The following is a 15,971-nucleotide window of genomic DNA, read 5'->3' as shown; positions in this document are numbered from 1 at the left end:
ATGAACTTAATTGAAGTTAAGAATCTAAAAAAATATTTCGCACAAAATAATGGAATAATCAAAAAGAATATTAAAGAAGTTAAGGCTGTAGATGATGTAAGTTTTTATATAAAAAAGGGTGAAACCTTAGGTCTAGTTGGAGAAAGTGGTTGTGGAAAATCTACTTTAGGTAGAACTTTAATAAGACTTTATGATGTGACAGATGGGAAAATTTTATTTGATGGAGAAGATATAGGGAGTAAAAGTGAAAAGGAATTAAAATCTTTTAGAAAGAGAATTCAAACAATTTTCCAAGATCCTTATGCATCACTAAATCCAAATATGATGGTAAAAGATATTATTAAAGAACCACTTGATATACACACGGATTTATCAAACAAAGAAAAAGAAGAAGTAGTTTATGAAATGCTTGAAAAAGTAGGATTATCAAGAGATTGTGCTACAAAATATCCTCATGAGTTTAGTGGAGGACAAAGGCAAAGAATTGGTATAGCAAGAGCTTTATCAGTTAAACCTGATTTTGTTTTTTGTGATGAACCAATCTCAGCACTAGACGTTTCTATACAAGCTCAAGTTATAAATTTATTAGAAGATTTACAAAAGGAGTTTGGTGTGACCTATCTATTTATAGCTCATGACTTATCTATGGTTAGACATATATCAGATAGAGTATGTGTTATGTATTTGGGAAAAGTTGTGGAAATTGGAAACACTGAGGATATCTATGAAAATCCTAAACATCCATATACAAAAGCATTACTTAGTAGTATCCCTTCTATTTATGACAATAAAGAAGAAGAGATACTAGAAGGTGATGTGCCAAATCCATTAAATCCACCTTCAGGATGTAGATTTAGAACTAGATGTAAATTCTGCAAAGAAATATGTGAAAAAGAAGAACCAAAGGCAAAAGTATTTGGAGAAAATCAGATAGTATATTGCCATATGGTCTAAAATTTATAAAGGCATGGGTAGAATAAAAATCTACCCATGCCTTTACTTATTGGTTATGCTGTTATAAGTTTTATTTATATTATGTTTTAATTCATCCATAGAAATATCTTTTGTATTGCAGATACCTTCATATACATGGATAATCTCACTAGGCATACCATAAACTCCAGTAACCCACTCCAAAGCAGTTGGGCCATCAGTTTCTGCTAAAATACGATTTAGGGGAAGTAGCCTGGCAATATCTTGGGTTTTCTGTGAGGTATTTATATCTACGCTTAAAGTGAAATAAGATTTAGCATCTATAAATTTATTTAAGGTAGATAAATCTCCGCTATACCAGTGTATTATGGATTTTTCCAACATATTTTCTTCATGTAAAATATTATAAACTAACTCCTCTGCACCTTTAGTATGGATGTTTAAGAATTTATCATAAGCTTTAGCTTTTTTTACAAAATGTTTAAAAACTTCAATTTGAGGCTTATAAGTTGACTTATCTTCCGCCCAGTGAAAATCTAGACCAACTTCACCTATGATTTTGCTATCTTTTATGTAGTTATCATAGATGTCTAGGTTGGTAACCACATTAGTAACTTTCCAAGGATGTATACCAAAAGTAGGTATAATGTTAGAACATACTTTAGAAAAACCAAGATTTTTCTTGCAACTTTCTTCATCCATAGCACAGGAGATTATTTTTATATTGTTTTTATTTATATCATTATAAACCTTTTGTAATTCATCATCTTTGTAGAAATCTATATGACTATGAAAATCTATATACATTTATAAATAACCTAAGATTTCTTTCTTCAGTTTAGCTATGTTTTCCAGGTTATCTTTATTGTAGATGCGTTTGTCTACAATAACTTCTTTATTAATTACAGCAGGTTTATTTGATAAAATATAAATTCTGTCTGATAAAATTATTGCCTCGTCAATATCGTGAGTAATAAGCAATATGGTAGACTTAATTTCCTTCTTTATGTCCAGTAGCCAATTTTGCATGGAAGCTCTTGTAATGGAGTCTAATGCTCCAAAAGGCTCATCTAAAAGCATAATATCGCTGGAGTTAACGAAGGTTCTCATAAAGTTGACTCTTTGTCTCATTCCACCAGAAAGTTCATGAGGAAATTTATTTTCGTAACCTTCCAAACCAAAAGTGGAGAAGTAAGGCTTAACTGTTTCATGACTTTTTTTCTTTTTTTCACCTTTTAAGATTAAGGGAAGAGAAACATTGTCCATTATGTTTTTGTAAGGAAGTAGAAGGTCTTTTTGGTACATATAGCTGAAACGACCATGAATATCTACTTCACCAGAATCACTAGTTGTTAAGTTGGAAAGAATGTTGAAGATGGTACTTTTACCACAACCACTAGGACCTATGATGGATACAATCTCTTCGTCATAAACGTGTAAATCAATCTCTTTTAAAATAAGCTTATCTTTGTATTTTTTTGATAAATTACTAATAACAATCTTTTTATTAGTTTGGTAAGAATTCATTTGTATATGCATCACTTGCTTTCATATCCTTGTTTATTAATTTATATTCTTTCATGAAATCAGTGTAATTATTCCAAACACTATCTTTCATTTCACCCCATTTAGAAGCATCATCTATATATTTATCAGCTAAATACTTTTGACTTTCAATAGCTAAGTCTTCGTTTATTTCAGGAGCATGTTTTAATAATATTTTTGCACTTTCTTCCGGGCTTTTAACACAATCCTCGTATCCTTTGCTTGTTGCAGCTAAAAATTTCTTAGCAAGGTCTGGATTTTCATTTATTATTTTGTCACTAGTTATTAAAAGAGGAGTGTAGTAGTCTAATCTTTTGTCTAAATCCTTAGTAGCTACAAAGTTTATATCTTCCCCACGAAGTTTTGCTTCTACACCTGTCCAACCTTCAAAAATGTTGGCTATGTCTATGTCACCTTTAGTTGCTGTGAAGAAATCATCTTTTCCTATATCTACTATTTTGATTTTGCTAAAATCAGCACCGTTGTTAGTCATAATTGCATTTAAAGTAGCTTTTTCTGATTCTGATCCCCATCCACCGTAAGTTTTGTTTTCAAAATCTTTTACAGTTTTGATTTTTTTGTTTGCTGGAGATGCAAAGCCAGAAGTATTGTGTTGAATAATTGTAGCTATAGATTTTATTGGAAGTGGATCTTCACTAGTTTTTGCATAAGTAACATCTTCTTGATAACTTACACCAAAATCAGCTTTTCCTGTGGCAACTATAGTAGTAGCAGTACCATCAGATGGTTGAATTATTTCCACATCTAAACCTTGTTCTTTGTAATATCCTTTATCTAAAGCAACGTATAATCCTGTATGGTTAGTGTTTGGAGTCCAGTCAAGAACTACAGTAACCTTTTGTAAATCTGAGTTTCCTTCTTTTTTTTCAGTACTTTTCTTTGAGCAACCTGTCACCAAACCTATAGTAAGTAGTGCAGCCGTCATTAATGAAATGCTTTTTTTAAACTTCATCTTACTCTCCTTTGTACTTATGTTTTAATGTTATTTTCTTCAAAATATTTATACCCATTACAAATATTAAACTAAACATTATTACTAAAATTGTAGATGCAAATACTTTGTCCAAAGCATATGCACTCTTTGCTCTTACCATATAAACACCAAGTCCCACACTTCCACCAAGCCACTCTGCAACTGTTGCAGCAACAAAGGCATAAGTAGCAGAAATTTTTAAGCCTGTAAATAAGCTTTCCAAAGACATGGGCAGTTTTAAATGAATAAATGTATTTAGTTTGCTGGCATCCATAGTTTTGAACAAATTTATATAGTCTTTATCTATATTTTCCATACCATCCACAAAATTTATTAATATGGGGAAGAAACAAGTAGTCATTACCATGATTATTTTTGGTAATGAATCAAATCCAAACCATATTATAAGTAGTGGAGCTATAGTAATTGTTGGTATCATTTGAGATACTAGCATTATAGGATAGAAACACTTTTTTATAAATGGAACAAAGTCCATAAGAGTACCTATTGCTATTGCCAATAATATGGAATAAATAAATCCTAAAACAGATTCATTTAAAGTAACTAAAGCATGCATTTGTAAGTTTGCAAAATCTGTGCTAAAAACTTTTATTATTTTGCTTGGTGCAGGCATAATATATTGAGGTATATCATTACTTACCACAATAAACTGCCATAATAATAAAATACTTATGAATGTTATAAGTGGATAAATATAATTTTTAATCTTATCTGTGATTTCTAAGTTTGTTCTCAATTGTTAGGCCTCCAGCTTTTTCGTCAACCCTAGCAACTGTGATGACTCTTTCGCATCCTAGTTGAAAGGGTATTTTGTGCATTACTTTTATTAAGTCAAAAACTTCATCAAATTCCCCTTCAAATGTTGTACTCATGGCACCGATTTCATATTTAAGACCACTTTCCTTTACTTTTTCGATGCAAGCATCTACTACTTTGTACATTTCATCTTCACCTGTATAAGGTCTAAGAGGCATTACTGCCACGTCTGCTATAACCATTATTATTCCTCCTTTTTATAATTACATATACAAATACATAAAAAAATGCTATACCCGTAGGCATAGCATATACGATCAAATTTAATCCCTGACACTCTTTATGAGAAATAAAGTGTATATAGCTTTCCTACGCTGGTATTATCCAGATCAGGTACAAGGGTCGGCAAAACCTCTCAGCCAATAAAGGCACCCCTAGCAAATATTTACTTTTAAGTTCATTATAGTTTATTTAAAAAGATTGTCAACAGTCAATTTGAGGATAATACCATATAGCCGATTGTTATATAATATACAATATATATATATGTAGTAAATTAATATTATAACTGGGGGGTAAAATATGAATTTAACTTCAATGAATAATAAATATAATTCCATAAGAAATGTAGTCTATGGAAAAAACGGAGCAGTAGCAACATCAACACCAATTGCAGCTCAAGCAGGCTTAGAAATTTTGAAAAAAGGTGGCAATGCAGTAGATGCAGCCATAGCTACGGCTGCCTGTCTTACAGTTGTGGAACCTACAGGATGTGGAATTGGTGGAGACGCTTATGCACTAGTGTGGATCCAGAAGGATAAGAAACTTTATGGATTAAATTCCAGTGGATTTGCACCAGAGAAAATGAAGTTGGAAGAATATGCAGGAATGGACTCTATGCCTAAGTATGGATTTGGAGCAGTAACAGTTCCTGGAATACCTGCTGCATGGGGAGAACTTAGTAAAAAGTACGGAAAGTTAAGTTTGTTAGAATGTTTGGAAAGTGCCATAAACTATGCTAGAAATGGATATGCTGTGGGACAAACTGTATCAAATTTGTGGCAGAAAGTTTATGATGAATACGAAGAAAACTTGAAAGGTGAAGAGTATAAGTACTGGTTTGAAACTTTTGGGAAAATGGGAAGAGGGCCTAAGGCTGGAGAAATTTTTAAGTGTGAAGAAATGGCAGAAACTCTTGAAGAAATAGGAAGAAGTAACAGCGAAAGTTTTTATAGAGGAAGCTTGGCAGATAAAATAGATGAGTTCTCTAGAAAATACAATGGATTTATTAGAAAAAGTGATTTGGAGAAATTTTATCCTCAGTGGGTAAAGCCTCTTAGTACAGAGTACAAAGGGTACGATGTTTTTGAGATACCACCAAATGGCCATGGAATAACAGTGCTTATGGCTTTAAATATATTAAAAGGACTTAATCTACATAGGGATAAAGAACATGTAGATAATTATCATAAAATTATAGAAAGTTTAAAACTTGCCTTTGCTGATAGCAAAACTTATGTAACAGATATAAAAGAAATGAAAGTAAAAGTTGAAGAATTATTAAATGAAGATTATGCAAATAAAAGAAGAAGTTTAATAGGAGATAAGGCTGTTGAACCTATATGTGGAGATCCTTATTCACCAGGAACTGTATATTTGTGTAGTGGTGACAGTGAAGGAAACATGGTGTCCTATATACAAAGTAATTATACAGAGTTTGGGTCAGGGCTAGTAGTTCCAAACACAGGAATAACCCTACACAATAGAGGAAACAATTTTAGTCTAAATAAAAAGCACGTTAACGTGGTAAAACCATTTAAGAAACCATATCACACAATTATTCCAGGATTTTTATGTAAGGATAATGAAGCAGTAGGGGCTTTTGGAGTAATGGGGGCCTTTATGCAACCTCAGGGCCAGTTGCAAGTTCTTACTAATTTGATTGATTTTGATATGAATCCGCAAGAAGCTTTAGATGCCCCACGTTGGCAATGGATTAAAAACAAAGAGATTGAGGTTGAAAGTGATATTAATGAAGAAATTGTGAAAGGTCTTATGGAAAAAGGTCACCACATTACAGTAATGGAGGACTTTACAAATATGGGTAAGGGACAGATTATATTAAAAAATAATGAAAAGGGGTCTTATGTTTGTGCCACAGAAAAAAGATGCGATGGCCATGTTGCTGTGTGGTAGAGTTCTAATGGAAAATGTATTTGAAAAATCTATATATGACGTCAACTTATAACTTATTTCGATTTAACTTCCTTTAGTTACCATGATACAATTTGACTATACCTTAGGTAGCAAAAAATGTAAAAAAATGTATAGTGGAGGGGAAAATGAAAATCAAAAAGTTAATATCAATTATTTTAGTAGTTATGATGATGACTACTATGTTGGTAGGGTGTAGTAATACTAATACACAAGAGAAAAGCCAACCAAAGGAAGTAACAATCACAGATCATGCAGGTAGAGAAGTAAAAGTAACAGGCAATTATGAAAAAATAGTAAGTGGGTATTATATATCAACATCAATGTTAGTATCATTAGGTTTAAATGATAAGCTAGTAGGAATAGAATCTAAAGCTGAAAAAAGACCTTTATACAAATTAGCAGCTAAGGAATTATTGGAATTACCAAAGGTGGGAACAGCTAAAGATTTTGACTTAGAAGGATGTATAGCTCTTAAACCAGATTTAGTAATTTTACCTAAAAAATTAACAGAACAAGCAAAAACACTTTCAGATGCAGGAATAACAGTTATAGTTATTAATCCAGAAAATGAAAAACTATTAAAAGAATCAATAGAAATGGTAGCTACTGCTACTGGAACTACAGAAAAAGCTAAGAAATTATTATCATATTACGATGAACAATATGCCAAATTAGAAAAACTTACAAAAGATTCAAAAGAAAAACCAAGTGTTTATTTAGCAGGAACAAGCGATATATTAACTGTAGCATCTGGCAAAATGTATCAAAATAGCGTTATAGAAAAAGCTGGTGGAGTAAATGTGGCAAAAGATTTAGCTGATGACCAATGGGCAAAAATATCATATGAACAATTATTAAAATATAATCCAGATATGATAGTTATAATACCAGAAGCAGAATTTACAAAAGAAGATGTTTTAAAGGATCCACAATTGGCAAATCTTAATGCAGTAAAAAATAAGGCTGTATATGAAATGCCAAGTGATTTTGAAGCTTGGGATTCTCCAGTACCATCATGTGTATTAGGTTCAATGTGGTTAGCAAGTATAATAGATGAAGAAGGATATTCATTTGATGATTTCAAAAATGATGCAGCTAGTTTCTACAAAGAATTCTACAACGTAGATATTGATAAAGAATTGGTTACAAAATAATTTTGCATATGAAGCATAAGTCTAGAAAAATATTTATTGGAAGTATAATCATATTAATATTCACATTTATTATATCTTTAACAGTAGGAAAATACTCAATTAGTATAAATGAAATAGTAAATATAATAAGTGGTGGAAGTGTTGATGAAATGTCCATAAAAGTTTTCTTAAACTTGAGATTACCTAGAATAATTATGGCTTTGTTGGCAGGTATAGGACTTAGTATGTCTGGTTCCATATATCAAACAATATTTAAAAATGCATTGGCAGCGCCAGATCTAATCGGAGTTTCATCTGGTGCCAATGCTGGTGCAGCCATAGCAATAGTATGCTTCCAAGGAGGCATACTTGCTTCTATATTTAGCTCCTTTGCGGGAGGGTTAATAGCTGTATTAGCAGTTATAGGTTTGTCACGTTTAATAAAACAACGAAACTCAGCAACGTATATCCTAGCTGGTATTGCAATTAAAGCAATGGCAGACGCCACAATAATGACAATGAAATACTTTGCAGATCCAGAAAAACAACTGGCAACCATAGATTATTGGACTATGGGGAGTTTTTCTAATATTACTTCCTCCAAGTTACAGTGGGTATTGCCAGTGTTTTTAATAGGATTAATAGGAATAATTTTATTAAGATGGCAAATAAACTTATTATCTTTGGATGATGATGAAGCGAAAATGCTAGGTGTAAGAGTAGGATTTGTACGTTGTCTAGTATTACTAAATTCCACATTACTAGTTGCATCTACAGTCTGTGTTACGGGAGTAATCAGCTTTATAGGTTTAGTATCTCCACATATTGCTAGAATGCTATTGAAAAAGAGCGATTTTAGCACATGTATTTTAAGTGGAATTATTGGAGGAATTATTTTATTATTTGCTGATTGCTTAGCAAGAAGTTTGGCAGGTAGTGAAATTCCAATAAGTATACTAACATCAGCCATAGGTGTTCCATTCTTAGTATATTTACTTTATAAGCAGGGACGATGATATGAAAGAAACATTATTTGAAATTAAAAATTTACGAGTTTCCTATGGAGAAGAGGAAATTGTAAAAGGAGTTAATTTAAATTTAAAAAGCAATAGACTAACAGCTCTTCTTGGTTTAAATGGAACGGGAAAAACAACCATGTTAAAAGCTATTTGTGGTTTGATATCTTCAAAATCAGATAAATGTCATGCTCTTGGTGTGGACGTGAGAAGTTTAAATGAAAAGAAGAGAGCTACATATATTAGCTATGTGCCTCAAAGAAGTAATTTTACTTATAATATATCAACATTAGATGTGGTGTCCATGGGATTTAATCCACATCTAAAATTTATGCAATCACCATCTTCGAAACAAAAACAATACGCTAAGAAAGTATTAGGAACTTTAGGATTGGAAGAAAAAGCAGAAAGCGATTATCTTACACTTAGTGGAGGTCAGCAACAACTAGCCATATTAGCTAGAGCTATTGTGCAAAATGCACCTATAATGTTTTTTGATGAACCAGATAGTGCCTTGGATTTTCCAAATCATCATTTAATTTTAAATAGAATTCGTGAAGTTATAGAAAACAACAATGCATGTGGCTTAATTACACTTCATGATCCAAACTATGCACTAACATATTGTGATGAAATTTTATTATTAAAAGATGGAACTATTATAGAAGCCATAGAATGCAAAAAAGAATCCAAGGAAGATATAAAAAGAAAGTTGTCTGTAATTTATGAGGACATAGATATTATAGAATATAAAAATCGTTATTACGTAGTAAAAGAGGTATAGGATGGAAAAAATATTAGTTGTTGATTTAACAACAAAAGCAGTGACTTCACAAGATTATAATGTAAAATCCTATGGTCACTATGGTCGTGGATTAGCATTAGATCTAATAAAAAAAACAGTACCATCAGAAGCAGGAAGATACTCACCGGAAAATGCTATAGCCTTTGTTCCAGGCTTATTTACAGGATGTAAGGTGGCAAGCTCATGTAGGTTGATGGTAATGACTAAAAAAGATAAAAATGAGGGTATTCAACTTAGTAATACTACGGGGAATTTGCCACAAAAGATGGGGTCTTTATCTATAGCTGCATTGGTAGTAAAAGGTGAGTCGAAGGATAGAAATGCTATTTTACATATAAGTGATAAATGTGTAGAAATACTAAATATGCCAGAGTTAGAAAATACAAAAACTTCTTTTATGATGAAAAAGTTAAAAGAAAAGTTTGGTGCAAATGCTGGAATTATTGCAGTGGGTAAAACTGCTGATATGCAAATGTCTCTTAGTACTTTTGTGTGCACCTATCCAGATGGAGAGCCAGAGTACCATTGTCCAAGAAGTGGATTTGGGGATGTTTTTGGAAGCAAAGGACTTCGTGGAATAGTAGTAACAGGGAAAAGGTCTCTTCATAGAGAATGTAGTGAGGAAGAAAAGTTCCTAAGTACAGGCAAAGATTTTGCAAAGCTAATAATAAATAATGAAATTTGTGGTGGAGCATTACCAGCCTATGGTTCTGTAACATTAATAAGATTGCTAAAAGATAAAGAAAAAGTACTTGCTAGTATGAAGGAAAGAGAAGTAAATAAGAAAAAAACTAAGAAAGAGAATACTTGCAAAACTAATAAAAAAGTTAATTTTTGTTGTGCACCTATGTGTGTAATTGGATGTTTAAATAGACACTCTATGAATGATGGCCAAGTGTATTCTTCACCAGATGAGAGTGAAGTCCATGAAGCTCTAAAATCATCCTATGGAATAGATGACTATGAATATACAAAAACATTAAGAAATAAAGCTTATGAATTAGGAATAGTCGGTACAGAGTTTGTAACTGCAAGCAAAATGTATTTTGAAGCAACAGGACTACCTTGGGGCAAAGAGGAAATACTACATCTTCTAGATGAAATTGACAAGGGCACAGTTATAGGACGAGTAGTAGCTTCTCGTACGTATGGAATAAGCAAGTTATTTTCAGAAAAGAAAAATTTAGTTTCCTTCTTAGACAGAAAAGCTATTGACGATGAAGAGGATTTTAAGGTATCTATAAATAAATTTAGTGATGAATTAAATAATATTTCAGATATGGACTTATTATATGCTCAAATATTCGTCCTTGAAAATCTAGGGTTTTGCATATTCTCATCCTTTGCAACTGTAAATAGTGAGGAAGCTTTTGAACTTATGGCGAAATTATTTACCTATAGAACAGGAATTGATATTACCCCTGTCGAACTAATTAATTATGCAAGAAATTGTATGAAAATAGAGATGGAGTATGAAAGAGGAAACTCAACAAATAGGATACAGAAAAATATACCTCCATTTACTAAAGTGTTGTACAGATATTTTGCTAGATAACATAATAATAATTTTACCTAATAAAATTTATAAATTGTATCTCTTTAAAAAACATATTGATAGAAATAATCAATATGTTTTTTTCTGCTAAAAATAATTATTTACTTAATTGGTTCTTATGATAAAATATATTAGCTACAAGTAAAAAACTAATGATAGGAGAGACAATATGAGATCAAGATTTGAAGGTGGACTTCTAGGACTTATAGGAGTTAATATATTAGCATGGGCTATAACATTCTTTACACTTGGAATAGCTACACCTTGGGCTATGTGTATAAAATATAGATGGGAAGCTAAACATACAGTAATTGAAGGAAGAAGACTTAGATTTATAGGTAGCGGAGGAAGTTTATTTTTACACTACATAAAATGGTTAATACTGACTATTATTACTTTAGGAATATATGGATTCTGGCTTTATATAAAAATGTTACAATGGAAAACAGAAAATACTGTTTTTGAAGATTAATATGAATGATTTAAGGGTATTACAGTTGTAATGCCCTTTTTAATTATAAGGAAATTGTATTATTTATTTAATTGTAGAAATACAGCAAAAAATAAGATATAATATTACGAAATTATATAATTATGAATGTGAATCTTGTCATTTAAAAAGAGCTCCAGAGTTCACAGTAAAATGTATAGGCAAGATGTATTCCATAGGAGGATAATATTATGATAGCAAGCCGTGGAAAGTTAGATGAAATATTGAAATACAATGAAAAATTTGTGAAAGACGAAGAATATAAACAATATGAAACATCCAGTAGACCTGATAAAAAAGTTGTAATACTATCATGTATGGACACTAGATTGACAGATTTGTTGCCAAAGTCCATGAATCTTAGAAATGGAGATGCAAAAATAGTGAAAAATGCTGGAGCAGCAATAATGCATCCATTTGGAAGTATTATGAGAAGTATAGTAGTAGCTATATACGAATTTGATGTGGAAGAAGTATTGGTAGTAGGCCACCATGGATGTGGTATGTGTAATTTAGATACAGATGATTTATTAAATAAAGTATTAGATAGAGGTATACCTAGTGAAACTATAGACACCCTTTCAAATGCAGGAATAAATGTAAAGGGATGGCTGCACGGGTTTGAATCAGTTGAACAGTCTATGGAAGATAGTGTTAGTCTTATAAAAAATCATCCTCTAGTACCAAATGACATTATTATACATGGATTAGTAATTTCTCCTGAGACAGGTAAAATAGATGTGGTAGTAGATGGATACAACAATAAATAATCAAAAAAGGCTCTTAGGAGCCTTTTTTACTTACTGGTAAAAGCTACATTATGAATATTAAAAATTATATGCTATTATTGTATAGTTAATTTAGACATAAGGGGGGAATTTGACGGATTATGGAAAATGATATTAAGCTGTCTAATATAGTTGAAAAACATGAAGAATCAACTAAAACAAGATTATATGTACCAATTAAATATAAATTCATTATAAGTTTAGTCATAAGTATATTATGGGTGATTTTCTCCTATTATGTGTCTAAACAATGGATTTTGGACTTATCTGAGGTAACGTCCTCAGTTTTTTTAGCAGTATTTATTATAGCAGGAATAGCCTATATTCCAGGATTTATGAATGCATTTTTAGTATCCAGCTTGCTTTTAGATAAACAGCCTAAGTTTAAAGTAACTTATCCTGAAGATGAGGTAACTATTTTGGTGGCTGCCTACAATGAAGAGGCGGGTATTTTTAACACATTGAAATATATAAAAGAGCAAGAATACAAGGGGAAAATTCATACCATAGTAATAAACAACAATTCCAATGATAACACATGTGCCCAAGTGGAAAGAGCAAAGAAAGAGATGAACATGGATATTTTACTCCTACATGAAAATACTCCAGGAAAGTTCAACGCCCTAAATCATGGACTAAAATATGTAAAAACTAAGTATGTGATCACACTAGATGCAGATACTCTTATTCATAATAAGGCAGTAAATTACTTGATTTCTAGAGCTAACTCAGCACCAGATGATGTTTGCGCCGTTGCAGGTTCCATGTTAGTGAGAAATAGTAGAGAAAATTTATTAGCAAAGATACAAGAATGGGATTATTTTTTAAGTATTGCATCTATTAAAAGGATGCAAGGTTTGTACCAAGGTACACTAGTTGCCCAAGGGGCATTTTCATTATACAAAACATCTGTAGTGCAAAATGTAGGTGGCTGGTCTGATGCAATTGGAGAAGATATTGTGTTAACTTGGAAAATATTAAAGCAAGGTTATAGGGTTTATTTTGAACCTCATGCAGTGGCATTTACAGACGTTCCTACAAAACTATCTCACTTTGCAAAGCAACGTTCTCGTTGGGCAAGGGGTATGATAGAGGGGTTGAGAGAAGTAAAACCATGGCAACAACCTTCTATATATTATAAATTTTTGACAGGCATAGATTTGTTTATACCATATATGGATCTTAGCTATACATTCTTCTGGATACCAGGAGTAATATTAGCAGTATTCTTCCAAAAATACTATATAGTAGGACCGATGATGTTATTGGTATTTCCTCTAACACTGGTAAGTTTTTATATTTTATATTATTACCAAGCTCACGTTGTATTTAAAAACTTAAATCTTAAAGTAAGAAAAAACACTCTAGGATTTTTTATATTTATACTTTGCTACCAAATAGTAATGTCACCTGTTTCTTTATATGGTTATGTTCAGGAGCTAATAGGTGCAAAAAGAGTGTGGAAGTAGGATAGAGTTTAGAATATTTTTAAGGTCGTCACATTTTGTGATGGCCTTTTTAAGTTTAAAAAACATAAAAAATGTAGAAAGATAGTAGAAAAAAATATATTAATTAATCATAAAAACTTAAAATACTATATTAATAATGTAAATTTTTCATTTGTTTTAAAAAATATGCATGAGATATTCCCTGGGAAAAACTCGATTTATATTTTTGAAACACTATGTAACGCTATGTAACATTTTTGAAACACTATGTAACGCTAATGAAACACCATGTAACGCTATGTAACATTTTTGAAACACCATGTAACGCTATGTAACAAAAATGAAACGCTAGAGATAGAGATAGAGATAGATAAAGAGATAGATAAAGAAATAGATAAAGAAATAGATAAAGAAATAGATAAAGATTTTAGCTAAAAAAGATTTTCTAGGTAAGTATGTGATTAATTTAAAAAAACTATGAAATATTACTAGACTTTTTGGAAAAGTAGATTATAATTAACTTAAAAATATGATTTAAATTTGGATAATTATTCCAAAGCGCAGTTAATCATGGAAAAGGCTGATTAGTTGTTTTTCCAACTAGAGGAGCACCGAATATGTTGCCCAACAAAAATAAACCCAAAGGATGTGATGAATTGTATTGTGTTGTTCAAGAGCGTGAGAGAAAAACTTTCAGCAAAGGGAAGAGCAAGGGATTAGTAGTGAACGCTTGTAAAATCAATAACCAGGAATTTTACTCCTACACTCATTCCGATGAAAAATTTCAACGATCTGTGAAAACAGCATACAAAGTCACGTTGCACAGCAGCTACAGAGAAAACAACAAGGTGAAAAAAAGGCAATATAGCATTTGCACTATTGGGTATTACGATTTCGTAGATTATGGGTACTACGATTTTGTGGAGGATAGATTAAATGAGCTATCCCAAGAACTAAACATGACAAGTGAGGAAATTTATAGCTTGGTATGTTGCAAATTAAACCCTCTACAAGAAAAAATAAACCAGGAATACAAGGATACTGAGGAGTATAAGTGTTCTGTGGAGGTGGAGGAAATTTTGCAAAGGTATAGACAAGCTAAGGCAGAGTTTGAAGATAAATACGGAGTAGGCAATTTTGATTATTGCTACGATGTATTTCTAAATTTGAGAAATGCAGAAAACCTAAAGAAAATAAAGCAGATCTATGAAGAGCAAGATTACTTCACAGGTAGTTACCAAAGAAAAAATCATAGTAACTACAAAGACAATTCTAACAAAAGTAGCTACCAAGAAAAACAGGGTAGTAACTACGAATACAGTTCTAGGGAAAACTCCCATTACGGTGAAGATGATAAGAAAATATTGAAAAAAATATATAAGACTTTGGCTAGAAATTTTCATCCTGATAAAAATGATAATAGTGATGAAAGTGTTAGAGCTATGCAGATAATTAATGATTTGAAGGAGTTATGGCAATTATAGTTTAAGACTGAGGTGTTAGTTTGGCAAAGTGTTTAGAATAGATGTGAAGCTATATATGGGGATATTGATGGATTTTGGTATAGATAATATTATATATTTTTTTAGATGGGTATTTTTAAGGCCGTTACATTTTTGTTACGGCCTTTTTTACGTGAATAAATTGATAAATTTGGTGGTTAAAAAAGAAGTATATTTCCTGAAAATATCGACATCAAATGACAAATAATCTGTGGAATTTATGATATATTGTTTATTGCAAATTTAATGTATGAAATATGAAGGATTTCCAAAATATTGTTGTTAAGAAGTTTGACTGGGAGAACTATATTTACAAGTGTGTGTTGGGTGCTCAGTATGTGAAGGACAATACAACTTGTGATGAGGACAGAAATAGATATTATGATCTGATTGTTGAGAATCTTTATGTTTATAATTATATAATCAAGTATGAGATTTTTAGAAATGATAAGTTTCTAATTAATGTGATGGATATTATTGATGATAGAGATTTGGCGAAGGTGCTGAAGGCGAAGATTAAGGACAGACCTGATCTAGGTAAGGATGAGACATAGTAGAAGGGTGCTGTTTGAGTTTAATAAGGTTAAGGATGAGCTGAAGGAGTTGTTTATGGAGTGTGTAGTAGTTTAAAATTATTTGTATCAATACGATTATACTTAATAATCTCAATAAATAAAAAAGTATATAACAATAAAGATAGGTATAATTAAGTAAATAAATAGTTATCTTGTTTTATAATATATTATACTTAAAATGAGAAGTAAGATG

The 15,971-nt window shown here is 31.4% G+C and carries 17 protein-coding genes and 1 riboswitch; of the genes, 12 read left to right on the top strand and 5 right to left on the bottom strand.

Annotation, left to right across the window (positions count from 1 at the left end):
* Positions 1-954, top strand: coding sequence for an ABC transporter ATP-binding protein (locus K0040_RS06260; protein WP_331476278.1), 954 nt, complete (start codon positions 1-3; stop codon positions 952-954).
* Positions 955-996: 42 nt separating this feature from the next.
* On the opposite strand, the gene K0040_RS06255 is transcribed toward K0040_RS06260, so the two are convergent.
* From K0040_RS06255 to K0040_RS06235, 5 genes are read right to left on the bottom strand one after another with little or no spacing between them, the layout of a single operon-like run.
* On the bottom strand, positions 997-1,740 hold the full coding sequence (locus K0040_RS06255) for a TatD family hydrolase (RefSeq protein ID WP_228108068.1): 744 nt from the start codon (positions 1,738-1,740) through the stop codon (positions 997-999).
* Positions 1,741-2,460, bottom strand: a complete 720-nt coding sequence (locus K0040_RS06250) for an ABC transporter ATP-binding protein (protein ID WP_228108067.1) — start codon at positions 2,458-2,460, stop codon at positions 1,741-1,743. It lies immediately after the preceding gene.
* Positions 2,441-3,451, bottom strand: a complete 1,011-nt coding sequence (locus K0040_RS06245) for an ABC transporter substrate-binding protein (protein ID WP_228108066.1) — start codon at positions 3,449-3,451, stop codon at positions 2,441-2,443. The genes K0040_RS06250 and K0040_RS06245 overlap by 20 nt, the downstream gene beginning before the upstream one ends.
* Before the next feature lies 1 nt (position 3,452).
* Positions 3,453-4,229, bottom strand: coding sequence for an ABC transporter permease (locus tag K0040_RS06240; protein WP_228108065.1), 777 nt, complete (start codon positions 4,227-4,229; stop codon positions 3,453-3,455).
* Positions 4,201-4,491 (bottom strand): MTH1187 family thiamine-binding protein, encoded by a 291-nt coding sequence (locus K0040_RS06235; protein ID WP_148555978.1) that lies wholly within the window; start codon positions 4,489-4,491, stop codon positions 4,201-4,203. The genes K0040_RS06240 and K0040_RS06235 overlap by 29 nt, the downstream gene beginning before the upstream one ends.
* Before the next feature lie 107 nt (positions 4,492-4,598).
* Positions 4,599-4,695, bottom strand: a riboswitch (TPP riboswitch).
* A gap of 136 nt (positions 4,696-4,831) precedes the next feature.
* On the opposite strand from K0040_RS06235, the gene ggt reads away from it, so the two are divergent.
* From ggt to K0040_RS06185, 11 genes are all read left to right on the top strand, one after another.
* Positions 4,832-6,445, top strand: a complete 1,614-nt coding sequence (gene ggt, locus K0040_RS06230) for a gamma-glutamyltransferase (RefSeq protein WP_228108064.1) — start codon at positions 4,832-4,834, stop codon at positions 6,443-6,445.
* A 146-nt stretch (positions 6,446-6,591) separates the two neighbouring features.
* A complete protein-coding gene (locus K0040_RS06225) occupies positions 6,592-7,620 on the top strand; it encodes an ABC transporter substrate-binding protein (protein ID WP_228108063.1) in 1,029 nt (342 codons plus the stop codon).
* Positions 7,621-7,628: 8 nt separating this feature from the next.
* Positions 7,629-8,615: a FecCD family ABC transporter permease gene (locus K0040_RS06220; RefSeq protein ID WP_228108062.1), complete on the top strand. Its 987-nt coding sequence runs from the start codon at positions 7,629-7,631 to the stop codon at positions 8,613-8,615.
* Between the two features lies 1 nt (position 8,616).
* Positions 8,617-9,399 carry an ABC transporter ATP-binding protein gene (locus tag K0040_RS06215; protein ID WP_148555988.1) on the top strand — a complete coding sequence of 261 codons (783 nt, stop codon included), beginning with the start codon at positions 8,617-8,619 and terminating at the stop codon, positions 9,397-9,399.
* A 1-nt stretch (position 9,400) separates the two neighbouring features.
* A complete protein-coding gene (locus K0040_RS06210; protein WP_228108061.1) occupies positions 9,401-10,975 on the top strand; it encodes an aldehyde ferredoxin oxidoreductase N-terminal domain-containing protein in 1,575 nt (524 codons plus the stop codon).
* A gap of 169 nt (positions 10,976-11,144) precedes the next feature.
* Positions 11,145-11,447 carry a YjgN family protein gene (locus K0040_RS06205; protein WP_228108060.1) on the top strand — a complete coding sequence of 101 codons (303 nt, stop codon included), beginning with the start codon at positions 11,145-11,147 and terminating at the stop codon, positions 11,445-11,447.
* Between the two features lie 209 nt (positions 11,448-11,656).
* Positions 11,657-12,235 (top strand): beta-class carbonic anhydrase, encoded by a 579-nt coding sequence (locus K0040_RS06200; RefSeq protein ID WP_228108059.1) that lies wholly within the window; start codon positions 11,657-11,659, stop codon positions 12,233-12,235.
* Positions 12,236-12,354: 119 nt separating this feature from the next.
* Positions 12,355-13,722 carry a glycosyltransferase family 2 protein gene (locus tag K0040_RS06195; RefSeq protein WP_228108058.1) on the top strand — a complete coding sequence of 456 codons (1,368 nt, stop codon included), beginning with the start codon at positions 12,355-12,357 and terminating at the stop codon, positions 13,720-13,722.
* Between the two features lie 288 nt (positions 13,723-14,010).
* The gene (locus K0040_RS20670) at positions 14,011-14,136 is read left to right on the top strand and encodes a hypothetical protein (protein ID WP_265588818.1); all 126 of its coding nucleotides are present in this window, start codon (positions 14,011-14,013) and stop codon (positions 14,134-14,136) included.
* A 182-nt stretch (positions 14,137-14,318) separates the two neighbouring features.
* Complete coding sequence (locus K0040_RS06190; protein WP_228108057.1) at positions 14,319-15,185, top strand: J domain-containing protein; 867 nt, start codon at positions 14,319-14,321, stop codon at positions 15,183-15,185.
* Positions 15,186-15,523: 338 nt separating this feature from the next.
* A complete protein-coding gene (locus K0040_RS06185; protein WP_228108056.1) occupies positions 15,524-15,757 on the top strand; it encodes a hypothetical protein in 234 nt (77 codons plus the stop codon).
* Positions 15,758-15,971: the final 214 nt, after the last annotated feature.

The sequence above is a fragment of the Terrisporobacter petrolearius genome, assembly GCF_020748185.1.
GTDB classification, from domain to species: Bacteria; Bacillota; Clostridia; order Peptostreptococcales; family Peptostreptococcaceae; genus Terrisporobacter; species Terrisporobacter petrolearius.
This window is presented reverse-complemented; position numbering and strand designations above follow the sequence as displayed.